The sequence below is a fragment of the Nonomuraea sp. NPDC050404 genome (assembly GCF_040655495.1).
Taxonomy (GTDB): Bacteria; Actinomycetota; Actinomycetes; order Streptosporangiales; family Streptosporangiaceae; genus Nonomuraea.
The window spans coordinates 29,138-50,947 of the sequence record NZ_JBFAKB010000048.1; the positions used below are offsets into that span (position 1 = coordinate 29,138).

Below are 21,810 nucleotides of genomic sequence, written 5' to 3' on the forward strand. Positions count from 1 at the left end.
GAGCGGATGGCGACCCTCCACCCGCCCTGAGCCGCCGGCGTGTCAAGCGGATGGCGACCCTTCACCCGCCCTGAGCCGCCGGCGTGTCAAGCGGATGGAGACTGGGCGTCAAGCGGCGATCTTTAGGGTCGGACGCATGTCGAAGCGCTACCTCGCCGTCGCGGCCGTGGCCGCGGCCACCCTCCTGTGCGCCCCACTCCCCGCCGCCTCCTCCCCGCTGCCCGCCGCCTCCTCCCAGACGCTCAACGCCGCGTCCTTTCAGCCGCTCAAGCTCAGGGGCGGGCTGACCCTCCACCTGCCCGCCGCGTGGAAGGTCCACCGCGTCAACCCCGACTGGACCCGCGTGGTCACCGGCAAATGCGCCAGGCCCGGCGCCGCGTACGGAACCCCGGGGTGTGACAGCTTCTGGGTGCTCGGGCCCAAGGCCATCAGGCAGGGCCAGGAGATCTTCCGGCCCTACACCGGCGCCAGGCCGTTCTACCCCGCCACGGACGTGCAGAGATGCCCGCACGACGGCAAGCTGGGCCAGATACTCGGCGCGGCCGGGACCAAGGGCCTGCGCCAGGTCGGCCCCGGCCACAAGGCCGCCTACCGCGAGTGGCGGGCCACCTGCGTCACCTACTCGGGCGGCAAGGTGCGGTCCCGCTTCACCCAGCGCGAGTGGCACCTGCCGGCGACCAAAATCCTGATCGTGGACCACTGGAACACGCCGGGCCTGGCCGACGTGCTGAAGCGCGCCACCTGGAAATAGACCCGGAGACCAGGTTCAGCTGAGGGCTTCGAGCTGGGCCGCGAGCCACTTCTGCGGCGGCAGGGCGGTGGCCGCGGCGTGCAGCTTGTCGCGCCGCATCCGCCGCTCGTCCTCCGGCATGACCAGCGCGTCGTGCAGGGCGGCGGCGGTGCCGCTGATGTCGTACGGATTGACCAGCAGCGCATGCGGCCCCAGCTCGGCCGCCGCCCCCGCCTCCCGCGACAACACCAGCGCGCACCTGGGGGACAGGATCGGCCCCTCCTTGGCGACCAGGTTCATGCCGTCCCTGATGGGGTTGACCAGCAGCACGTCGGCCATCCGGTACGCCGCCAGCGAACGCGGATAGTCGTCGTTGACATTGAGTATCACCGGGTCCCAGTCCTCGGTGGCGTAGGTGTCCTCGATCTCCCTGGCGCAGCGCTGCACGGAGGCGGTGTATTCGCGATATTCGGGCAGGTCGTGCCGGCTGGGATAGGCGAAGGCCAGGTGCACGACCCGCCCGTGCCACTCGGGGTGCGCGGCCAGGAACTCGCGGTAGGCGATCAGCCCGCGCACGATGTTCTTCGACAACTCCGTACGGTCGATGCGGACGATCAGCCGGCGATCGCCCACCTGCTCCCGCAGCGCCGCCATGTGCGACTCGACGTCGGGCTCGCAGGCCCGCTCCCACAGCGCCTCGCCGTCCACGCCCAGGCTGTGCACGCCGATGCGGGTGCTCCTGCCCTCGTAGCTGACGGTGCGGCCCACCCGGTCGGCCTCCGCGCCCAGGAGACGTTCGCAGCAGTCCATGAACGCCTGCGCCCACCTGTCGGTGAGGAACCCGGCGTGATCGGCTCCCAGAATGCCTTCCAGGACCTCTCCGGCCACTTCGTCGGGCAGCAGGGAGAAGTATTCGGGCGGCGCCCACGGGGTGTGGCTGAAATGGGCGATGCGCAAGTCCGGCCGCTCGGCGCGGAGCATGGCCGGGGTGAGCGTCAGGTGGTAGTCCTGGACCAGCACGCGGGCGCCGTGCCCGGCCTCCTCGGCCAGCGCCAGCGCGAACGCGCCGTTGTAGTCGCGGTAGGACTCCCAGTCGCGCTCGAACCGGGTGCCGAAGGTCGGCGAGTTGGGGATGTCGTAGAGCAGATGGTTGACGAACCACAGGGTGGAGTTGGCCACGGCGTTGTAGGCGCGGTGGAACGTGGCGGGCGCGATGTCCAGCATCCGCAGCGGTCCCGTGCCGTAGCGCGTGTGGTCGATGCGGCCGCCGGGGGCCAGGCGCACGGCGCTGCGGTCGCCGTCGGACAGCGCGGCGCACACCCACAGCAGGCCGTCGTCCTTGACCACTCCCGACAACCCCGAGACCAGCCCGCCACCGCCGCGCCTCATGGTGAGTTCACCGTCGTCGGAGACGGTGAAAGAGACCGGCCCTCGGTTGGAGGCCAGCAGGACGCTGTTCATCAGGTCTCCCTTCGATCATAGGATCCCAGGTATGGCGCTTGATGAGCTAACCGAGGAACTCGCCCGCTCAGCCGCCGCTGGAGATCATCGCGCACTTGGCGAGCTCCTGGCGCGGATTGAGCCTGATGTGATGCGTCACTGCGCCCGGATCCTGCCTTATCACCAGGACGCGGAAGAGGCCTCGCAAGATACGTTGCTGGCCGTGGCGCGCAACATCGGGCGGTTCGAGGGGCGGGCCAGGTTCAGCACCTGGCTGCACATCGTGACGGCCAACTGCGCGCGCACCACGTACCGGTCGCTGAAGCGCAGGGCGGCCGAGCAGAGTTCGGACGAGTTGCCCATGCAGAAGCCCGACGTGCGGCGGGTCAGTGTGATCGCGGGCTCGCGGCTGGACCTGCTCGACGCGATGGAGGCGCTGGAGGCCGACAAACCCGACCTGGCGCAGGCGCTGGTGTTGCGCGATATCGTCCAGCTCGACTACAACGAGGTGGCCGACCAGCTGGGCATCCCGCTGGGCACCGCCAAGTCCCGCATTCACCAGGCACGCAAATACGTGCAGGGCGTGCTGGGTGAGGACTATCGATGAGACCGGGCGTCTCGCATGGTGAGACGCGTGGTAATTTCGGATACTTAAGAGGGTAGAGTCCCTTTCAACAACTACATATTGCTCATCCAGAGGGGTGGAGGGACCGGCCCTGCGAAACCCCGGCAACCCTCCCGGCTTTCGAACTCGCGACCTGGCGAGGCCGACCGGGACAAGGTGCCAATTCCGGTTCGCGGTCAAGGTGGCCGTGGGCGAAGATGAGGGAAGGCCTCGCTTCATGTCGCTTGACTTTGGTCCCGCCGTCGCTCTCTCCTGCCGCGAGTGCGGCACCCGCTACCCCCTGGGTCCGAGCTTCGCCTGTCAGGAGTGTTTCGGGCCGCTGGAGGCGGCCTACGACTTCGGTGACGTGACCCGCGCGCAGATCGAATCCGGCCCGGCGAACATCTGGCGTTACCGCTCGTTGCTGCCCGTCCCGGTGGACGTGGCCAATAAGCCCAATATGAACCCCGGCTGGACCAAATTGGTCAAGGCCGGAAACCTGGGGCGAGAGCTCGGAATCAAGTCCCTTTACGTGAAGGACGACTCGGGCAACCCCACCCACTCCTTCAAGGACCGGGTGGTCGCGATGGCCGTCGAGGCGGCGCGCAACTTCGGCTTCCACACCCTTTCCTGCTCCTCCACCGGAAACCTCGCGGGCGCGGTCACCGCCGCGGCGGCGCGGGCGGGGCTCGACGCGTGCGTGTTCATCCCGGCCAACCTGGAGAAGGCCAAGATCGCCATGGCCCGGGTGTTCGGCGGGCGGCTGATCGGCATCGACGGCACCTATGACGAGGTCAACCGGTTCTGTTCGGAGCTGATCGGCGACCCCATGGGCGACAAGTGGGGCTTCGTCAACGTCAACCTGCGGCCCTACTACGCCGAGGGCTCCAAGACGCTCGCGTACGAGATCGCCGAGCAGCTCGGCTGGCGGCTGCCCGAGCAGATCATCATTCCCATCGCCTCCGGCTCCCAGCTCACGAAGATCGACAAGGGCTTCAAGGAGCTGGTGAGGCTGGGGCTGGTGGAGGACACGCCCTACAAGGTCTTCGGCGCCCAGGCCGCCGGGTGCTCGCCGGTGTCCACGGCGTACAAGGCCGGCCACGACGTCGTGCAGCCGGTCAGGCCGGACACCATCGCCAAGTCGCTGGCCATCGGCAACCCCGCCGACGGGCCGTACGTGCTGGACATCGCCCGGCGCACCGGAGGTGGCGTCGAGGACGTCACGGACGCCGAGATCGTGGCCGCGATGAGGCTGCTGGCCTCGACCGAGGGCATCTTCGCCGAGACCGCCGGCGGCGTGACCGTCGGCGTGCTGAAGAAGCTCACCGAGAGCGGGCGGCTCGACCCCGAGGCCGAGACCGTCGTGCTCAACACCGGTGACGGGCTCAAGACGCTGGACGTGCTCGACGGCGAGTCCGTCGAGCCCACGGCCGTGATCAAGCCCTCTCTCGACGCGTTCCGCGCGACTGTCTGACAACCAGGAAAGGCGATTAGAACCATGAGCGTTTCTGTGCGGATTCCCACCATTCTGCGCACGTACACCGGGGGGAACGCGGAAGTCAGTGGCGAGGGCGCGACTCTTCGTGACGTGCTTGCCAAGCTCGACTCCGACTACCCGGGCATCGGCGCGAGAATTCTGGATGAATCGGGCAAGATTCGTCGTTTCGTCAACGTTTATGTTGGGGAAGAGGACGTCCGTTTCACCGAGGGACTCGACACTCCCGCCCCCGAGGGCACTCAGATCTCCATCATCCCGGCGGTCGCCGGCGGCTGACTCCCGTAGACCACACTGTTGAAGGCGCCCCCAGTGGGCGCCTTCTCCTTTTCCCGGGCCAATTCAACGTTGAACGACCTGCGATGCGAAGAAATAGGGAGTTTGCAGATTGACTCTGTTGCCAAACCCCTTGCCACAGGTATGGTCGAGGGCGATCGTCTGGCTGATTTCCCTAAAGTCACACGATTACAGGTCCCGCGGAGGAATGGGCGAGATCTGGGAGACCAGTAAGAGGAGTCGGAAGTGGCGCAGGGCACCGTCAAGTGGTTCAACGCGGACAAGGGCTACGGCTTCATCGCGGTAGACGGTGGTAAGGATGTATTCGTCCATTACTCAGCGATCATGATGGACGGGTACCGCTCTCTCGAACAGGGGCAGCGCGTCGAGTTCGAGATCACGCAGGGCCAGAAGGGACCGCAGGCGGAGTCCGTCCGCGCGGTCTGATTGACATCACTGGTATGCACCGGGCGGGATCCACGGCACCGCGATCCGTGCGAGCCGTCACCACCTATCTCGTCGACTCGTGTGCGGCGAGCTGCTCCGGGCGGCTCGCCGTACCGATCCACTGGTCTTGTGCGCACCTTCCCGGCGGCTCGCCGTACGGACTTACTGACCTGCGAGGAACCACCGGGCCGGTGGTCGTTCGCTTGCACTCGGCAGGGTAGAGTGCTAAACAGTCGTTGGCACTCTGTGCAGCAGAGTGCCAACCTCGGATCGAGACGATGGGGTCTGCCGAACGGAGATGCGGACCCATGCCGTCGCGGGCGTCGGCTCGGTCCACCCCAGCCACCCTGCATCTGGGAGGTCTAGCCTTATGGCAGCCAAGATGATCGCGTTTGACGAGGACGCCCGGCGCGGTCTCGAGCGCGGTATGAACCAGCTCGCCGACGCCGTCAAGGTGACCCTGGGCCCGAAGGGCCGCAACGTCGTACTGGAGAAGAAGTGGGGCGCCCCCACGATCACCAACGACGGTGTTTCCATCGCCAAGGAAATCGAGCTCGAGGACCCTTGGGAGAAGATCGGCGCCGAGCTGGTCAAGGAAGTCGCCAAGAAGACTGACGACGTCGCCGGCGACGGCACCACCACCGCCACCGTGCTCGCCCAGGCGCTCGTTCGTGAGGGTCTGCGCAACGTGGCCGCCGGCGCCAACCCGATGGCCCTGAAGAAGGGCATCGAGGCCGCCGTCGAGCGCGTCAGCGAGGAGCTCTCCAAGCTGGCCAAGGATGTGGAGACCAAGGAGCAGATCGCCTCCACCGCCTCCATCTCCGCCGCCGACCCCGAGATCGGCTCGCTCATCGCCGAGGCGATGGACAAGGTCGGCAAGGAAGGCGTCATCACCGTCGAGGAGAGCAACACCTTCGGCCTGGAGCTTGAGCTCACCGAGGGCATGCGCTTCGACAAGGGCATGACGTCGATGTACTTCGTCACCGACTCGGACCGCATGGAGGCCGTGCTCGAGGACCCGTACATCCTGATCGTCAACAGCAAGGTCTCGGCCAACAAGGACCTGCTGCCGCTGCTCGACAAGGTCGTGCAGTCCGGCAAGCCGCTGCTGATCATCGCCGAGGACGTCGACGGCGAGGCCCTGGCCACGCTGGTCGTCAACAAGATCCGTGGCCTGTTCCGCTCCGTCGCGGTCAAGGCGCCGGGCTTCGGTGACCGCCGCAAGGCCATGCTCAACGACATCGCGATCCTGACCGGTGGTCAGGTCATCGCCGAGGAGGTCGGCCTCAAGCTCGAGACCGCCACCCTCGACCTGCTGGGCCGCGCCCGCAAGGTGGTCGTGACCAAGGACGAGACCACGATCGTGGACGGCGCCGGTGACGCCGAGCAGATCGCGGGCCGGGTCGGCGAGATCCGCGCCGAGATCGAGCGCACCGACTCCGACTACGACCGTGAGAAGCTCCAGGAGCGCCTCGCGAAGCTGGCCGGCGGCGTCGCCGTCATCAAGGCCGGCGCCGCGACCGAGGTCGAGCTGAAGGAGCGCAAGCACCGCATCGAGGACGCCGTGCGTAACGCCAAGGCGGCCGTCGAGGAGGGCATCGTGCCCGGCGGTGGCGTGGCGCTGCTGCAGGCCGGCGCCAAGGCGTTCGACAAGCTGGAGCTGCCCGGCGACGAGGCGACCGGCGCGGCGATCGTCAAGAAGGCGCTGGAGGAGCCGCTCAAGCAGATCGCGGTCAACGCCGGCCTTGAGGGCGGCGTCGTGGTCGAGCGCGTGCGCAACCTCACCCCGGGTGAGGGCCTCAACGCGGCCACCGGCGAGTACGTCAACATGTTCGACGTCGGCATCCTCGACCCGGCCAAGGTGACGCGCTCCGCGCTGCAGAACGCCGCCTCCATCGCGGCGCTCTTCCTCACCACCGAGGCCGTCATCGCCGAGAAGCCCGAGAAGAACCCGGCCGCCCCCGCTGGTGGCATGCCGGGCGGCGGAGACATGGACTTCTAGGTCTTTTCTCGTCGTTCTTCCGAAGAGCGGTCCGGGTTTTTCCGGGCCGCTCTTGCTTTTGTTTATCTGCCATTACGTTTCACAATTGATCCACTACTTGGAGTGAGGAAAGGTGGTTGCCACACCGCCTCAACGAAGGAGTAGAGGATGCTTTCCCGCAGCAAGCGTATTTTCGGCGTCACCGCCCTGGCCCTGGCCGCCGCGACCATGACCGCGGCCCCGGCGCACGCGGACGACGATTTCCTGTCCGGCATCAGTTTCCTGGAGGAAGTGCAGGGGCCGCTGTGCGTGCCCGGCACCAGTCTCGGGATTCCGCTCATCGACGCGCTGATTCCGGAGCTCATGGCCTGTGCGCGGGCCCAGGTGGTCGGCTGACCGCTTCGGGACGAAGCGCCCCGCCGTCACGGGCAGGGCGCTTCCGCGCGTTTCGCCACCGGTTGGGGGTCAGACGCCGTAGTGGGCGACGATGTGGCCGCGGGCCAGGGTGTTGGCCGTGATGTTGAAGCCCACCACCGCCGGGCTGGTGTCGCTGTCGACGCCGAGCCGGTCCACGCCCAGCGCGTGCACCGTGAACACGTACCGGTGCGGGTCGCCGGGAGGCGGGGCCGCGCCGCCGTACGCCTTGGTGCCGTAGTCGCTGCGGGCGTGGGTCGCGCCCTCCGGCAGGCCCTTGAAGTCGGGGGCGGTGCCGGCGCCCGTGGGCAGTTCGCTCACCGAGGCCGGCAGGTCGAACAGCACCCAGTGCCAGAAGCCGCTGCCCGTGGGGGCGTCGGGGTCGAAGCAGGTGACGGCGTAGCCGCGGGTGCCTTCCGGGGCGCCCGACCAGCGCAGGGCGGGCGACTGGTTCTGGCCCGTCATGCCCCAGTCGTTGAAGACGTGGAGCTCGCTGAGCGTGGCGCCGTCCTGGAAATCGTCGCTCTCGACCACGAGCGCGGGGACCGACGGCAGGTGTTCATGGGGAAGGGGTGCGGGCACGGCATCCTCCTAGGGTTCGCGGCTGCTTGCCCAGCCATCCTAGAAGCGGCCGTGCCCGCCGCCGGTCAGGCCACGAGCCTGCCGGATCACGACCCGCGCGGGCCGCCGTATGAGCCCTCATGAGCCGCGCGGGCCGCCGTACGGGCCCTCACGAGCCCTTGCCGGGCGTCGCGGGGCCCGCCGTTCAGGCCGCGAGCTGCGCGGGCAGTTCCTTGTCGTGCAGGACGGTCAGGGAGGTGACCGCGCGGGTCAGCACGACGTACAGCCTGGCCAGGCCCCTCGGCTCGGCCGCCACGATGTCCGCGGGCTCGACCACGATGACGTGGTCGTACTCCAGGCCCTTGGCCAGGGTGGCGGGCACGATCAGGAGGCGGTGCTCCTGGCTGGAGTCGGGGTCGAGCACGGCGTGCGGAAGCCGCTCCAGCGACCGCGAGACCTCCGCGACCAGCGCGTCGGGGACGATGACGCCGATGGAGCCCTCCTTGGTCAGGGCCTCCTCGGCGGCGCCCGCCACCGACCCGCCCGGCTGGACCGTGAGCGAGCCGAGACCGGGACGGAGTGAGCGCGGCGCGGCCAGGTCGGGGGCGACGGAGGGGAGCAGGCGGGCGGCGAAGTCGAGCACCTCGCGCGGCACGCGGAAGCCCAGCGTCAGCTCCGTCACCTCGCCCTCGCGCTGGCCCAGGTGTTCGAGCACCGCCTCCCACGACGTGGTGGACCACGGTGTGGTGCCCTGGGCCAGGTCGCCGAGCACGGTGGCCGAGCCGTTGCGGCAGCGCCGCCCGAGCGCGCGCAACTGCATCTCGGACAGGTCCTGGGCCTCGTCCACCACGAGGTGGCCCAGCGAGGGCGTGCGTTCCATGAGGTCGCGCAGCTCGTCCAGGAGCGCGGCGTCCGCGGCCGACCACTTCGCGGACTTCCAGCCCCGGTACGGCTTGCGCCAGATCAGCATCTCCTGCTCCTCGGACGACAGGTCCGTCTTGGCGGCCTTGGCGAGGAACTCGGGGTCGGACAGGAGCCGGAAGAGGACCTGTTCGGCGGTCAGCTTGGGCCACACCGTGTCCACGAGCTGCTTGACCGGCTTCGACCTGGCCACCGCGTCCTGGACCCGGTCGTCCGGCGACTCGCCGCGCTGCTCCATCCTGACCAGCACCATGTGGGCCAGGCGCTGCGCCAGTGCCGCGCGGCCCGGGTTGTAGCGGGTGGTGCCGCGCAGGGAGGCGACGATCTCGCGTACCTCGTAGTCGGCCACCCGGTGGCGGTAGGCGCCCTTCGTGTACACCACGCCTTCCGTGGGCTTCACGATGTGCAGCCAGAGGGCGCGTTCGAGCACCGCGGCCATCCGCGCGTCGCCCTTGACCGCCGCGACGAGCGCGTCCTCCGGCGTGGCGTGCTCGCCGAGCAGGCCGGCCACCGTGGTCTGGTCGACCTTGATCTCGCCGAGCGCGGGCAGCACCGAGGAGATGTAGGACAGGAACGCCTTGTTGGGCCCGACGATCATGACGCCGGACCTGGCCAGCCGCTCGCGGTGGGTGAACAGCAGGTAGGCGGCCCGGTGCAGGCCGACGGCGGTCTTCCCGGTACCGGGCGCGCCCTGCACGCACACGGTCTGGGCCAGGGTGGAGCGGACGATCTCGTCCTGGTCGGGCTGGATGGTGGCCACGATGTCGCGCATGGGGCCGGTGCGCGGGCGCTCGATCTCCTCGGTGAGGATCTTCGACGGGCCGATCTCGACGCCCTCGCCCAGCGGTTCGTCCTCGAACGCGGTCAGCGCGCCGCCGTGGTAGCCGAAGCGGCGGCGGCGTACGACGCCCATCGGGTCGGCCGGGCTGGCCTGGTAGAACGCGCGGGACACCGGCGCGCGCCAGTCGATGACCAGCGGCTTGCTGTGGCCGTCGTGCACGTGACGGCGGCCGACGTAGATCGTGCCCGGCAGGTCGTCGCCGCCTGTGCGGTCGAGGCGGCCGAAGAACAGCGGCGTGTCCGGATGGTCGGCCAGTGCCGCCACCCGCTGGTCCAGCAGCGACTGGAGGATCTGCTGCGAGACCCAGTCGCCGGCCGCGTCCGCGGACAGGGACGCGGCGTGGGTGCGCATGGCCTTGAGCGCGGCCCGGGACTCGGCCAGGTGAGCCTGCTCGGAGGTGAGCACGTCGGAGGGTATGTCGGGGGCCAATTGGTGTGCGGGCACGCGGAAGCGCCTCCTCGGTCGATTACGGAGGTGGTCTAAGGCAGCGAATCGACCAGTTTAGTAGGCACTTCGGGGTGCTTCCAAAGCATTTACCGGCGAGAGGCTGGGTAGGGATAGGAGGTGGCGCGGGTACAGGTGCGTTTCTCGCCGATCATCCCCACGATCGCGAGCTTCCTGCTGGCGGCGTTGTGGGGGTTGTCGGTGTTCGCGGGGTGGGGGTTGGAGGCGTTCTGCGCCGGGGGCGAGGCCACGTCGGCGTGCTCCCAGCGGCTGGGCACGGTCTCCACCGTGTCGGGGCTGTTCGCCGCGCTGGCCGCCTGCTGCACCGCGGCCGCGTGGCTGCTTCCCTGGTCCAGGCAGGACCTGCGGGTGTTCGCGCGGCTGATGGGCGCGGGGGTGGTGTTCTGGATCGCGGCAGAAGGGGTGCTGTTCGTCGGGGGGATGCTCGTACGTTGAACCGCGAGGCTCGTACGTCGGATCGTGCGCGACGGGCCCGGCGGAACCGGATTTCTGCCATCATCCTGGGAATACCGAAAAAATCGGGCATATCAGGTGGGTTTGCCGGATCATGAGGGTATGTCGCAGGCGGCGTGATAGTACGCAGGTGAGGGGGGTGGTTCGAATGTCGTCGGCCCGCGGAGTCTCGTGGACGTGACACCACGCTGAATGCCTGGCCGCTCGGCGGAGCGGCCGGGCATATCACAACCGTCACACCCCGCCCAGCACGTCGTCGGCGTCGATGATCTGGTAGGCGTACCCCTGCTCGGCCAGGAACCGCTGCCGGTGCGCCGCGAACTCCTGATCCACCGTGTCCCTGCTGACCACCGTGTAGAACCGCGCGCCCCCGCCGTCGGCCTTGGGCCGCAACACGCGCCCGAGCCGCTGGGCCTCCTCCTGACGCGAGCCGAACGTCCCCGACACCTGGATCGCGATGGCCGCCTCCGGCAGGTCGATGGAGAAGTTGGCCACCTTCGACACCACCAGCACCTGGATCTCCTTGTCGCGGAAGGCCTGGTAGAGCCGCTCGCGCTCCTTGACCCTGGTCTCGCCCTTGATGACGGGCGCGTTGAGGTGCTCGCCGAGCTCGTCGAGCTGATCGATGTACTGGCCGATGACCAGCACCTGCTCGCCCAGATGACGCCGCACCAGGGCCTCGGTCACCAGCGTCTTGGACGGCGTGGTGGCGCAGAAGCGGTAACGCTCCTCCGACTCGGCCATCGCGTACGCCAGCCGCTCCTGGTCCGTCAGCGTCACGCGTACCTCGACGCAGTCGGCCGGCGCGATCCAGCCCTGGTTCTCCATTTCCTTCCAGGGCGCGTCGTAACGCTTGGGACCGATCAGCGAGAACACGTCACCCTCGCGCCCGTCCTCGCGCACCAGCGTCGCGGTCAGCCCGACGCGCCTGCGGGCCTGCAGGTCGGCGGTCATCCGGAAGATCGGCGCGGGCAGCAGGTGCACCTCGTCATAGACGATCAGGCCCCAGTCGCGGGCGTCGAACAGCTCAAGATGGCTGTAGACGCCTTTGCGCCTGGTGGTCATCACCTGGTACGTGGCGATGGTGACCGGGCGGATCTCCTTCTTGTTGCCGGAGTACTCGCCGATCTCGTCCTCGGTCAGCGACGTGCGCTTGAGCAGTTCGGTCTTCCACTGGTGGGCCGAGACCGTGTTGGTGACCATGATGAGCGTGGTGGCCTGGGCGTGCGCCATGGCGGCGGCGCCGACGATGGTCTTGCCCGCGCCACAGGGCAGCACGACCACGCCGGAGCCGCCGTGCCAGAACGCGTCGGCCGCCTCGCTCTGGTACGGCCGCAGCGACCAGCCCTCCTGCCGCAACTTGATCGGGTGGGCCTCGCCGTCCACGTAGCCGGCCAGGTCCTCCGCCGGCCAGCCCAGCTTGAGCAGGGCCTGCTTGACGTTGCCCCGGTCGCTCGGGTGCACGACCACCGAGTCCTCGCCGAGCCGCTCGCCCAGCATCGGCTGGATCTTCTTCGAGCGCAGCACCTCTTCGAGCACGGCCCGGTCGGTGGAGGTCAGGATCAGGCCCTGGACCGGGTCTTTCTCCAGCCGCAGCCGCCCGTAGCGGGCCATGGTCTCGGCGATGTCCACGAGCAGCGCGTGCGGCACCGGGTAGCGGCTGTGGCCGATGAGCGCGTCGATGACCTGCTCGGCGTCGTGGCCGGCGGCGCGGGCGTTCCACAGCGCCAGCGGGGTGACGCGGTAGGTGTGCACGTGTTCCGGAGCGCGTTCGAGCTCGGCGAACGGCGCGATCGCCTTGCGGCAGGCGTCGGCCCGCTCGTGGTCGACCTCGAGCAGCAGCGTCTTGTCCGACTGGACGATCAGCGGTCCATCGCTCACAGGCATATCTCCGTGTTTGTGGCGGGGCTTGGCGCGGCGGGGCCATCGTCTTTGGCCCCGGCTCTCCCGTTCCGAGTCTCCAACAACGGGCGGCCCGGGATTAGTCCTGCCGCGCGAAGGCCGGCCGGCGATCCGGGCCGTCGGGGAAGACTCTACGAAGCGGATGGCCGTTCGCGGTGCGGGACGGGTGAAGTCCTGGCCGAAACAGGCGATCCGGATGACGTCAGCGGTAGGTCACTCGTCGAAGGCGCCGGCGATCCCCAGGGCGACGAAGCCGCCGATGGCGAGCACGAAACCCGCTCCGAACAGCACCCAGCTCCAGATGACCATGGTGCGGGCGGTCTGCGGCTGCGTGGCACTCCTGCTGAGGGCCAGGCCGGCCAGGATCGCGCCCGGGATGCCCAGGACGTTGCAGCAGGAGACGACCGCGAAGAGGTTGAGGACCAGTGAGACGATGGCGTTGGTGTTGGGACCGGTCTGCTGCGGAGGCGGAGGACCGTAGCCATAGCCGTATTGCGGGGGCCCCTGCTCGCCGTAAGGGGCGCCATAAGGCTGGTACGGATATCCCGACGGGTCACCTTGACTCACGTTCACCTCCAGACACGTCAACACTTATCACGGAATTGACATGCCCCTGACCGTGATCCCGAGATCCGTCAGCCCTCTGAGCGGCTCAGCCGAGCCTGCCGCGCAGCGCCTTGCGGTCGAGCTTGAGCACGCTCGTCAGCGGCACCGACTCCACGAAGCGTACTTCGCGCGGGTACTTCACCCGGCCCACCCGCTCGCGCGCCCACTCGATCAGCTCCTCGGCCGTCACCGTCGCGCCCGTCCTGAGCTGCACGAACGCCACGACCTCCTCGCCGAGCCCGGGTTCGGGGCGGCCCACGACGCCCGAGACCAGGACGTCGGGGTGCCGGTCGAGCGCGTCCTCGACGTCGCGCGGGAAGACGTTGAAGCCGCCACGGATGATCAGGTCCTTCTTCCTGTCCACGATGTACAGGTAGCCGTCGTCGTCCACACATCCGATGTCGCCGGTGCGCAACTCCTTGCCCACCAGCGCCGTGCCCTCGGGGTCGGGCTCGTGCTCGCCCCAGTAGCCGAGCATCAGCGAGTCCCCCGAGACGCAGATCTCGCCGACGTCCCCGATCTCCACCGCCTCGCCGTCGTTGTCGCGGATGGTGATCGAGTAGCCGGCCAGCGGCAGGCCGACGCTGCCGACCCGGCGCCTGCCCGGCGGGTTGAAGGTGGTGACCGCGCTGGTCTCGGTCAGGCCGTAGCCCTCCAGGATCTGCACGCCGGGCATTCTGCGCTCGAACTCCGTCAGCGTCTCTCTGCCGAGCGGGGCCGCGCCGCAGGTGAGGTAGGCCAGGTCGGGCAGCGGGTGCGATTCGAGCGGCTCGGCGAGCAGGAGGTGCAACATGGACGGTACGACGGTGCCGTACTGGACGCGCTGCTCCGCGGCCAGCTCCAGGAACGCCCGCGCCTCGAACCAGCGCATCAGCACCGCCTGCTGGGGCTCGGTGGCGTGCATGACGGCGATGGTGGTGATCAGCCCGTAGGAGTGCGACAGCGGAACGGGCACCAGCGCGCGATTCTTGCCCTCCTGGTGTGACAGGTCGTAGGAGTCCTTGGCCACGTGCCACAGGCCGTGGTGGCTGAGCATGACGCCCTTGGCCTTGCCGGTGGTGCCGCCGGTGTACATGATGGCGGCGATGTCGTCGGGTGCCCTGTTCACGGGGCCGCGTTCGGCTGCCCGTTCGAGCTCCGCCGTGTCCAGATATATGGGGATGTCGACGTTGGCGGCCCGTACATGGTCGGCCAGTTCCGGTGACGTCACGATCGCGACGGCGCCGCAGTCGAGCAGGATGTGGCGCAACTCCTCCGCGCCCACCAGGGAGACCACCGGCGTCACCACCGCGCCCGCCGCCCACAGCGCCTGGTAGGTGAGCGGCACCTCGGGTGAGTTCGCCATCATCACGGCCACCCGGTCGCCCGGCCGGACGCCGGACTCGGTGAATCCGCCGCACATCCGGCGGGCCCGCTGTGCCAGCGCGTGACTGCGGTGCCAGACGCCTTCGTAGTACATCGAGTCGTGGTCGTCGAAGCGGTTCCAGGACTCTTCGGCCAACCTGCCCAGCGTTTGCTCGGTCACATGCCCAACCTGATGCGAGGCGGCGCGCTCAGTCAAGTCCGGGCTCTCTTGACTAGTCATGGTGGAGGATGGTCCTGGGGCCCGTAAATAGGCATATATCTTCTTCTAGGGTCATTCGTGTTTTCATAGTGGCCTAGATCGTGTAATGGTTAGAGATCTACGGGCCGTGGGGTCTGCCGGGAGCAATGGAGAGCGTGAACGGCATGACCGCGCCAACGGCTCCGAGTCATCATCTTTGCAGGTCAGGTGCGAGATGGTCACGCAGCGCAACCAGCTCGGCAGAAAAGAAGAATCTTGTTGGCCGGGGATACTTTCTGTAGATAACTTTCCAGTCAAACCCGAGGTGACTTCGTGACCGAAACGCCTGAAGCGGGCGAGATCGACCTCGACAACATAACGCTCACCGGGAGCCTCATAGCAGTGACCGAGCATCTGCGGACCGTGGCCGGTCCCGCAGTGAGAGACCTGACCAGACGGGAGGCCGACGGGCTCCTGCGCTCGTACCTGGAGCCGCCCTGCTTCCCCGAGGCGGTGCGCCGGCTGACCACCCGCCACCTGCTCGTCCTGGTGGGCGAGCACGACACGGGCCGGCGACTGGGCGGCACCGCCCTGCTGTCGCGGATGTCGCTGGCCGAGGGCACGATCACCGTGTTGTCCCCGGCCGCCGACGCGCACGAACTCCTGTCCGCGATCGAGTACGAGCCGGGCCGCGCCTACCTGCTGCACGACTGGATCGCGGCCAGCACCGATCGGACCGAGCTGGTCAACCTGGCCCGCAAGCTCGCCGAGCTGGGCTCGTACCTGGTGATCACCAGGAACGGCGGCCCTTCGCACGCGGTCGAGGTGGAGCACGTGTGGGCCGCGCCCGAGCCGGGAGAGCTGTTCGACCTGTGCCTGAGCACCTACGACCGGCGCGCCGGGGTGTGCGCGGGAGAGTTGGGTCAGGCCAGGGACCTGGCGCTGAGCCTGCCGACGCCCGCCGAGGTCGTACGCCTGGCCACCCGCCTGACGCGGGACGGCGAGCAGGGCGGCGAGGAGGTGGCGGCCTGGTTCGACACCAAGCCGCCCATGCGCGAGGTGCTGGCCGTGGCGGCGCTGGCCTTCACGCACCACCTCACCGGGCCCGCCTTCGAGGAGCAGCGCGCCAGGCTCGAACGGCTCTGCAACGAGCCGAACGGCCGCCGCTTCACCGGCCCGCTGATCTCCGCCACGGAGGGGCTCGTCGGGTTCCGCGCGCCGCACCAGCACACGCAGGTGCTGGGTGAGCTGGTGCGCCGGTACGGCTTCTGGTTGTGGCAGCCCCTGCGCGAATGGGTCAGGTCGCTGCCGGGGCAGGGGCCCGCCATTCAGGTACGTGCCGCGCGTGGTGTGGCGCTGCTGGCCGGGCACTCGATGAAGGAGGCCGAGCTGGAGTTCCTTGAGGTCTGGGCGCGAGGGAGCGCGGCGGAGCGGGTGGCGGCGGCCAACACGTTGTCGTACATGTGCGCCGACGACGCCCTGGCCCCCGAGGCGCTCAGGATCGCGCTGACCTGGGCGGCGGACCCGCGCCACGTCAGCGCCACCGCGGCCGCCGCGGCGCTGGGCGGCGGGTTGTCCGTGCGCTATCCGGACGACTGCGTCAAGTGGTTGCGGCGGCTGGAGAGCGCGGGCGGACCCGCGGCGCCGGTCGCGGGGCAGTCGCTCGCACTGCTGAGCAGGGGCAGGTGACTTCCCCTCAGAGGTCCGGGGCTTCCGCTCGGAGCCTGTTCAGAGGTCCGGGGCTTCCGCTTTGGAGCCTGTTCAGAGGCGGGGCTTCTGCTCAGAGACCTGCCACGCCGGTGATGCGGTGCAGGGCGAAGCGGTGGACGGCGGCCCTGGTCTCGTCGTACGCCGTCAGGTAGCCGCCCTCCATCCTGGCCGGCTCCAGGATGCGTGAGGTCGCGTTGCCCTGCGAGTCGAGGTAGCCGATCCACACCCGCACCCCCTGCTTGATCGCGTCCTGCAGGGCGGAGATCGTGGCCGTCGCGGGCCCGCGCGGCACCTGCCCGCCGGGGGCGTCCACGGGTTCGCGGCGGGCCAGGTGTGCGGCGTCGCCGGCCCGCAGCGCGCGCACGGCCGCCGCCGCCACCTCGGGGTCGAGGCCGTTGGAGGAGGTCACGGCGCGGGCCGGCGCCAGGCCCTCGGTGCGGCGGCTCTCCAGCTGGGAGATGATCACGTCGCCGTCCAGCGACTCGGCGACGGGCGCGTACCCCATGGCCCGTAGCGAGTCGACCAGCGCCGCCCTGGAGGAGCGGGAGGCGAGGACGGTCGGCGCGAGCCTGCGCAGCCGCAGCGCGGCGGCGCGGCGGTCGGCGGTGATCTGGTCGAGCAGCGCGGGATCGTCACAGCGGACGTAGGCACTGGCCGTGCCCACCCGGATGCGCCCGTGCCGCCTGGCCACGTCGGTCACCAGGTACGACAGCGCCTGCGGCACCGGCGTGGCCGAGTGGCGGCCCAGCATCGAGACCAACTCCTCGCCGCCGTGCCCCGCGTCCAGCGCGCGCCTGATCGAGGTCTCGCTGAACCGGTAGACCGTGGCGCCGCCCTTCGACTCGACGTCGGCGGTGAGCGTCATCCAGCGGTTGAGCTCGCTGGTCAGCGGCCCGGGGGCGACGGCGGTGAGGTCGGCCTGGAGCAGCACGTGGTCCACGGGCTCGGGCAGCAGCGGCGCCAGCACCTCGGCCGGCTCGCCGCCCTCGATCAGCGCCCGCCCGTGCCCGGACAGCGCGCCCAGCCCCGTCACGCCGACCTGCTCGGCCTCCCGCAGGGTGAAGTCGGTGAGCTGCTCGCGTAGCGGGCCACGGCGGCGTGGTTGCTCCCACGTCAGCCGTTCGAGCACGCAGTCGCGGCCCGGCGCCAGGCCGGGAGCCCCGGCCAGCACGCCCAGCGTGGCCGCCCTGACCCCCGGCGCGGCGGAGCGCCGCAGATCGGTGTGCAGGGCGTTGAGCGGTCTGTCGCGTTCGTCCCGGTCGCCGACCAGGCCCGGCACCCGGTCCATCTGCAGCCACGTGCCCGCCAGCGTCGTCCAGCGGTCGGCGGTGGACCTGACCCGCCACAGGTCGTAGCCGGAGGTGGGCAGCCACTCACCGTCCACGCCGCCGCCGGACGCGATCAGCCCGGCCGCGTGCGCGACCTCCACCACCAGCGCCGCCACCCACTCGGGCACGTCCAGCTCGCCCGCCACCCGCTTCAGGTCACGCACGCCCAGCCCGCCGGTACGCAGCACGCCGGGCGGATCGACGCTCCACCGCTCACACAGCTCCTCCACCGACCTGACGAACGAGAACGCCTGACCCGCCGCCGTACGGTCGGCCAGCGCCGAATCCCGCGCGGCCCCTTCCAGCGGCGGCGGCACGGCCAGCAGGTCGCGGTGCACCCGGCCGCCGCGCAGGTACAGGCCCACCTCGCGGGGCAGCGTCACGCTCTCCTCGCCGATGGCCGCCAGCAGGCCGCGCGCGAGCAACTCCTCGATGGGGGAACGCGCGGAGGCCACGCTCACCTCGCGCCTGGCGTTGGGCACCCGGCCGGTGGGCGGGCCCCAGACGAGCTGGTCTAGCGCGCCCCTGGCCTCGGGCGACACGGACTCCACGAGCGCGCCCGGCTCGGCCAGCGCCGCCGCCAGCCGCTCCTTGCCCGATCCCGTGGTGCCGGGGGCGACGTCGTCGGCCATCTCCTCCAGCTGTTCCGGCGCGTGGTGGCGGAAGGCGTCCATGGCCTTCGGGCCCAGGCCGGCGGGGTCGTCGAGCACCTTGCACACGCCGGGGCCCAGTTCGAGCGCGTCGTCGGGGCCGTAGACCAGCGCCAGGTCACGCAGCCTGCCGAGCGCCGCCGACAGCGCGGGCTCGGCGGCCGTCTTCTTGCCCGATCCGCCGTTCCGCCCGTTGCCGCCCCGTCCGTTGCCCGGTGCGCTCGCGGGGGTTGACTGTGTCAGGGCCGCGCCGACGAGGGCGCGCAGCGTGTCCTTCGAGACCGGCCCGTCCCGCACCGCCAGCGTCTCCACGACGGCCAGCGTGAACCGGTCGAGCCGGTCCAGCACCCTGCCGATCGCCGAAGGACTGGCGGCCCGCGAGGCGAGGCCCTCCAGATGCGCGGGCACCGGAGTGATCAACTCGGGACGCGCAGAGACGAGCGCCCGCAGTTGTTCGTCGGTGCGCCCCCTGATCCACTCCGTGAACTCCATCGATGCCATGGTATGTCCCACCTGATTGAGGCAGCATTGCTAGACGTGATAGAGCGCGCCGACCAACTCGTGCTGAACTACGTCTCCAAGGCGGCCGACGCCGCGCACGGCGTGCTCCGGTCCGACCAGCGGCTCGACTTCGCCAAGCGGCTGCGGGCCAGGATCGAGGTCGAGCGGGGCGGCAGCCAGAACGCCCGCGAGGTGGCCAAGGTGCTGGCGCGCTTCGGCGATCCGGCCGTCCTGGTCGAGCGCGAGGCCCGCAGGCTGGCGGAGGCGAACCGCGATCCTGCTACCCAGGGGACCGCGTCCGGATCGGCGACTTCCGGGGCAAAAGCATCCGGGACGGCGAGGTCCGGGGCAGCTTCGGGAACGGCGGCTCCTGGGAGCGCTTCTGGAGCGGCGGCGTCTGAGGCGGCGGCTTCTGGGAGGGCTTCTGGGGCGGCGGCTTCCAGGAGGGCCGCTTCTGGGGCGGCAGGGCTGTCGCAGGATCGCGGAGTGGGTGACACACGGCGGTTTCCCGCCGTAAGGGACGACGGCGATGAGCCGCCCGGCGTGCGGAGGTACCGCAGGCTCGCCCAGGAGCGGCTCGACCGGCAGCCGCAGGGGCTCGGGCTGCCGTTCGCGGGGCTGCGCAGGGCGGCCATGTCCAGCGCCAATCCGATGGCCACCGGCGGCAGGGACGCCAGGACCGTCGTCAAGGAACATCCGCGTGACGTCTCGGCCATGGTGATCCTCGTGGTGGCGGCCCTGCTGGTGCCGTTCGACCTGCCGCCGCTGGCGATCTTCGAGGTGCCGCTGGTGGTGTGGGCGGTGGGCGCGACGATGGTGCTGTTCAGCGACACCTGGAACATCCGCGACAAGGTCGTCGGCGTCGGCGCGCCGCTGCTGGGCTACTCGGTGGGCGGGGTGCTGATCGGCGGCCTGCGGGTGGGGATCGAGGCGGGGTTCCAGGCGTTCGTCCAGCAGTTCTTCGACGTCAGCGGCACGATGTTCATGATCGGTACGGGCGTGGGCGTCGTGTGGCTGGCCTACCGCCTGCTCGATCGCGACTGACCGGTCCGCCAAGGCCGGCGCGCCTCAACCGACCGGTCCGCCGGTTAGGGCCCCTCAACCGACCGGCCCGACGGCTGCTCGACGGCTGCTCGGCCTCAGCTGACCGGTGCGGGGCTGGGCAGCAGACCGACCGCCAGGCGTACCCAGGCGGAGACGAACTGGTCCTTCTCCGCGTGTCCGGGCAGTTCGCCCACGGTCTCCTGGAACAGCCTGTAATGCACCACGGAGCCGCCGAGCACGGTCGCGATGCCCGACCAGTCGATCTTGACGTCGCGGTACTCCGGCTGGGCCTGGAACCAGATCACGATGGCGTCGAACATGGGCTGCAGCAGTCCCTCGCGGACGACCTCCACCAGTTCGGGGAACTGGCTCAGGTCCCTGAAGAAGACCCGGGTCAGCTCGGACTCCTCGCGCACCTTCGCCAGCCCCGCCCGGCACACCAGCGACAGGCGCTCCTCCAGGTCCACAGAGGACTCCATGGCGCTCAACTCGGCCAGGCTGCCGGCCACCTGGCTCCTGGTACGGCTGGCGTGCTCGTTGATGGCCGCCGCCAGCACCTCGTACTTGGACTTGAAATGCCTGTAGAGCCCTCCGGCGCCGGGAGACAGCCCTGAGGCGGCCTCGATCTCGGCGACGGACGTGGCGGAGTAGCCCCGCTCGGCGAACAGCCGCAGGGACTCATCGATGATCCGCTCACGGGTCGATCTGCTCATATCTATGCTGATACCTCCGCAAGGAGCGTAGTCGTTATGGAGCGGCGCGCCGGATCAGGCTCGCCACCGCGGACCCGATGATCAGCCACACGACGGCGGCGAGCCCGTAGTTGACCAGCGCCGTCAGGCGGGGGTCGGCGAACTGGAAGAGGTTGGCCAGGCCCAGCGAGAGCCACGAGGCGAGCGTCTCGACGAACTGGTACCAGACGTTGGCCGGGTTGGCCCGCAGCGCCGTGAAGACCGCGTACAGCACGAGGGCCAGCGCCGCGACCCGGGTGGCCAGTCTCACCAGGTAGGACAGGGATCCCACGACGCGCTGCCACGTCGTCACGACGGGGCCGCCGGGACGGGCCGGCCGGTGCGGGCGGGGCGGGGCCGAGGAGGCGACGAGCCGGTCTCCGGCCTGTGGCGGTTCGTGGGCGTCGGTCACGACCGCTCCTCTCCGATAAGTAATTCCTTTCTTCCCATTCCCATGCTCGCAGAACAAGGGCCGTTACGCCGGGTAGGGGAGCGTTTGGCATCCTGCACATGTGATGACTGCGGTGGGATTCGACCTTGACATGACTTTGGCGGACACGCGGGCCGGGATCGCGGCCGTTTACGACGAGCTGGCCGTGCGTTTGGGCGTGCCTTTTGACAGTGCGGCGATCGTGCGGCGACTGGGGCCGCCGCTGGAGACTGAGCTGGCCAACTGGCTGCCCCCGGAGGAGGTCGCCGCGGCCGCCACCCTCTATCGGGAGATATATCCGCAAATGGGGGTTCCGGTACACACGGCCATGGCCGGCGCGTACGAGGCGATCGACGCCATACGCCGGGTCGGCGGACGGATCATCGTGGTCACGGGAAAGAACGTCCGCGACGCGAGAGGCACGGTCGAGGTGCTGGGGTTGGACGTGGACGAGGTCGTCGGATCGCTTTTCGGACCTGACAAGGGATCGGCACTCGCGCGCTTCGGCGCGGCGGCTTATGTTGGTGACCATGTCGCCGACATCGAGGCGGCACGTGCAGGCGGCGCCGTGAGCGTGACAGTTGCGACCGGCCCTTACACGGTGGGAGAGCTGCGTGATCACGGAGCAGATGTGGCACTGGGCGACCTGACCGAATTCACCGCCTGGTTCGCCGGTTGGCGTGAGCGCGATGAACGTCAGTAAATACCGGCATTTACCCGGTCGCCTTGGCGCTTCC

General features: G+C 69.6%; 20 protein-coding genes and 1 riboswitch. Of the genes, 11 read left to right on the forward strand and 9 right to left on the reverse strand.

The genetic code is table 11. The features are described from left to right. The first annotated feature begins 136 nt into the window (after window positions 1-136). Entirely contained in the window at window positions 137-751 is a 615-nt protein-coding gene (locus AB0I81_RS60535) for a hypothetical protein (protein WP_360678895.1), read from the forward strand. 15 nt (window positions 752-766) lie between these two features. Here the strand turns inward: AB0I81_RS60535 and AB0I81_RS60540 are convergent, their stop codons facing one another. Then, complete coding sequence (locus AB0I81_RS60540) at window positions 767-2,191, reverse strand: trehalose-6-phosphate synthase (RefSeq protein ID WP_360678898.1); 1,425 nt, start codon at window positions 2,189-2,191, stop codon at window positions 767-769. 31 nt (window positions 2,192-2,222) lie between these two features. On the opposite strand from AB0I81_RS60540, the gene AB0I81_RS60545 reads away from it, so the two are divergent. The 6 genes from AB0I81_RS60545 to AB0I81_RS60570 all read left to right on the forward strand — a co-directional run bounded on the left by AB0I81_RS60545 (window position 2,223) and on the right by AB0I81_RS60570 (window position 7,369). After that, window positions 2,223-2,777: an RNA polymerase sigma factor gene (locus tag AB0I81_RS60545; protein ID WP_360678901.1), complete on the forward strand. Its 555-nt coding sequence runs from the start codon at window positions 2,223-2,225 to the stop codon at window positions 2,775-2,777. A 79-nt stretch (window positions 2,778-2,856) separates the two neighbouring features. Beyond that, window positions 2,857-2,999: riboswitch (SAM riboswitch) on the forward strand. A gap of 13 nt (window positions 3,000-3,012) precedes the next feature. Then, a complete protein-coding gene (thrC, locus tag AB0I81_RS60550; protein ID WP_360678903.1) occupies window positions 3,013-4,248 on the forward strand; it encodes a threonine synthase in 1,236 nt (411 codons plus the stop codon). Between the two features lie 24 nt (window positions 4,249-4,272). Beyond that, entirely contained in the window at window positions 4,273-4,548 is a 276-nt protein-coding gene (locus AB0I81_RS60555; RefSeq protein ID WP_360678906.1) for a MoaD/ThiS family protein, read from the forward strand. 243 nt (window positions 4,549-4,791) lie between these two features. After that, window positions 4,792-4,992 (forward strand): cold-shock protein, encoded by a 201-nt coding sequence (locus tag AB0I81_RS60560; RefSeq protein ID WP_068927743.1) that lies wholly within the window; start codon window positions 4,792-4,794, stop codon window positions 4,990-4,992. Between the two features lie 370 nt (window positions 4,993-5,362). Next, window positions 5,363-6,994 carry a chaperonin GroEL gene (groL, locus tag AB0I81_RS60565; RefSeq protein WP_360678908.1) on the forward strand — a complete coding sequence of 544 codons (1,632 nt, stop codon included), beginning with the start codon at window positions 5,363-5,365 and terminating at the stop codon, window positions 6,992-6,994. A 147-nt stretch (window positions 6,995-7,141) separates the two neighbouring features. Next, window positions 7,142-7,369 (forward strand): hypothetical protein, encoded by a 228-nt coding sequence (locus tag AB0I81_RS60570; RefSeq protein ID WP_360678911.1) that lies wholly within the window; start codon window positions 7,142-7,144, stop codon window positions 7,367-7,369. Window positions 7,370-7,438: 69 nt separating this feature from the next. Here AB0I81_RS60570 and AB0I81_RS60575 read toward each other — a convergent pair whose 3' ends face one another. Continuing rightward, on the reverse strand, window positions 7,439-7,969 hold the full coding sequence (locus tag AB0I81_RS60575; protein WP_360678913.1) for a YbhB/YbcL family Raf kinase inhibitor-like protein: 531 nt from the start codon (window positions 7,967-7,969) through the stop codon (window positions 7,439-7,441). Window positions 7,970-8,153: 184 nt separating this feature from the next. Continuing rightward, window positions 8,154-10,154, reverse strand: coding sequence for an AAA family ATPase (locus tag AB0I81_RS60580; protein ID WP_360678916.1), 2,001 nt, complete (start codon window positions 10,152-10,154; stop codon window positions 8,154-8,156). Between the two features lie 120 nt (window positions 10,155-10,274). Between AB0I81_RS60580 and AB0I81_RS60585 the strand changes: the two genes are divergently transcribed. Next, entirely contained in the window at window positions 10,275-10,610 is a 336-nt protein-coding gene (locus tag AB0I81_RS60585; RefSeq protein ID WP_360678919.1) for a hypothetical protein, read from the forward strand. Window positions 10,611-10,862: 252 nt separating this feature from the next. Here the strand turns inward: AB0I81_RS60585 and AB0I81_RS60590 are convergent, their stop codons facing one another. The 3 genes from AB0I81_RS60590 to AB0I81_RS60600 all read right to left on the reverse strand — a co-directional run bounded on the left by AB0I81_RS60590 (window position 10,863) and on the right by AB0I81_RS60600 (window position 14,661). Continuing rightward, window positions 10,863-12,515, reverse strand: a complete 1,653-nt coding sequence (locus tag AB0I81_RS60590) for a DNA repair helicase XPB (RefSeq protein WP_360678922.1) — start codon at window positions 12,513-12,515, stop codon at window positions 10,863-10,865. A gap of 228 nt (window positions 12,516-12,743) precedes the next feature. Further along, window positions 12,744-13,097, reverse strand: coding sequence for a hypothetical protein (locus AB0I81_RS60595; protein ID WP_360678924.1), 354 nt, complete (start codon window positions 13,095-13,097; stop codon window positions 12,744-12,746). An 85-nt stretch (window positions 13,098-13,182) separates the two neighbouring features. Next, entirely contained in the window at window positions 13,183-14,661 is a 1,479-nt protein-coding gene (locus tag AB0I81_RS60600) for an AMP-binding protein (protein ID WP_360678927.1), read from the reverse strand. Window positions 14,662-15,012: 351 nt separating this feature from the next. On the opposite strand from AB0I81_RS60600, the gene AB0I81_RS60605 reads away from it, so the two are divergent. After that, a complete protein-coding gene (locus tag AB0I81_RS60605; RefSeq protein ID WP_360678930.1) occupies window positions 15,013-16,368 on the forward strand; it encodes a hypothetical protein in 1,356 nt (451 codons plus the stop codon). Between the two features lie 91 nt (window positions 16,369-16,459). Here the strand turns inward: AB0I81_RS60605 and AB0I81_RS60610 are convergent, their stop codons facing one another. Next, the gene (locus AB0I81_RS60610) at window positions 16,460-18,859 is read right to left on the reverse strand and encodes a helicase C-terminal domain-containing protein (RefSeq protein WP_360678933.1); all 2,400 of its coding nucleotides are present in this window, start codon (window positions 18,857-18,859) and stop codon (window positions 16,460-16,462) included. A gap of 45 nt (window positions 18,860-18,904) precedes the next feature. Between AB0I81_RS60610 and AB0I81_RS60615 the strand changes: the two genes are divergently transcribed. Continuing rightward, window positions 18,905-19,912, forward strand: coding sequence for a hypothetical protein (locus tag AB0I81_RS60615; protein ID WP_360678936.1), 1,008 nt, complete (start codon window positions 18,905-18,907; stop codon window positions 19,910-19,912). A 95-nt stretch (window positions 19,913-20,007) separates the two neighbouring features. Here the strand turns inward: AB0I81_RS60615 and AB0I81_RS60620 are convergent, their stop codons facing one another. Both AB0I81_RS60620 and AB0I81_RS60625 read right to left on the reverse strand, forming a co-directional pair. Next, the gene (locus AB0I81_RS60620; RefSeq protein ID WP_360678938.1) at window positions 20,008-20,625 is read right to left on the reverse strand and encodes a helix-turn-helix domain-containing protein; all 618 of its coding nucleotides are present in this window, start codon (window positions 20,623-20,625) and stop codon (window positions 20,008-20,010) included. Between the two features lie 34 nt (window positions 20,626-20,659). Next, window positions 20,660-21,055: a hypothetical protein gene (locus AB0I81_RS60625; RefSeq protein WP_360678941.1), complete on the reverse strand. Its 396-nt coding sequence runs from the start codon at window positions 21,053-21,055 to the stop codon at window positions 20,660-20,662. Window positions 21,056-21,158: 103 nt separating this feature from the next. On the opposite strand from AB0I81_RS60625, the gene AB0I81_RS60630 reads away from it, so the two are divergent. Further along, window positions 21,159-21,776, forward strand: coding sequence for an HAD family hydrolase (locus AB0I81_RS60630; RefSeq protein ID WP_360678989.1), 618 nt, complete (start codon window positions 21,159-21,161; stop codon window positions 21,774-21,776). Window positions 21,777-21,810 lie beyond the last annotated feature (34 nt).

Coding starts and splice junctions, on each gene's coding strand:
- thrC (WP_360678903.1), top strand. CDS start 3,013: ATGTCGCTTGACTTTGGTCCCGCCGTCGCTCTCTCCTGCCGCGAGTGC.
- AB0I81_RS60570 (WP_360678911.1), top strand. CDS start 7,142: ATGCTTTCCCGCAGCAAGCGTATTTTCGGCGTCACCGCCCTGGCCCTG.
- groL (WP_360678908.1), top strand. CDS start 5,363: ATGGCAGCCAAGATGATCGCGTTTGACGAGGACGCCCGGCGCGGTCTC.
- AB0I81_RS60540 (WP_360678898.1), bottom strand. CDS start 2,191: ATGAACAGCGTCCTGCTGGCCTCCAACCGAGGGCCGGTCTCTTTCACC.
- AB0I81_RS60555 (WP_360678906.1), top strand. CDS start 4,273: ATGAGCGTTTCTGTGCGGATTCCCACCATTCTGCGCACGTACACCGGG.
- AB0I81_RS60630 (WP_360678989.1), top strand. CDS start 21,159: ATGACTGCGGTGGGATTCGACCTTGACATGACTTTGGCGGACACGCGG.
- AB0I81_RS60590 (WP_360678922.1), bottom strand. CDS start 12,515: ATGCCTGTGAGCGATGGACCGCTGATCGTCCAGTCGGACAAGACGCTG.
- AB0I81_RS60545 (WP_360678901.1), top strand. CDS start 2,223: ATGGCGCTTGATGAGCTAACCGAGGAACTCGCCCGCTCAGCCGCCGCT.
- AB0I81_RS60535 (WP_360678895.1), top strand. CDS start 137: ATGTCGAAGCGCTACCTCGCCGTCGCGGCCGTGGCCGCGGCCACCCTC.
- AB0I81_RS60620 (WP_360678938.1), bottom strand. CDS start 20,625: ATGAGCAGATCGACCCGTGAGCGGATCATCGATGAGTCCCTGCGGCTG.
- AB0I81_RS60610 (WP_360678933.1), bottom strand. CDS start 18,859: ATGGAGTTCACGGAGTGGATCAGGGGGCGCACCGACGAACAACTGCGG.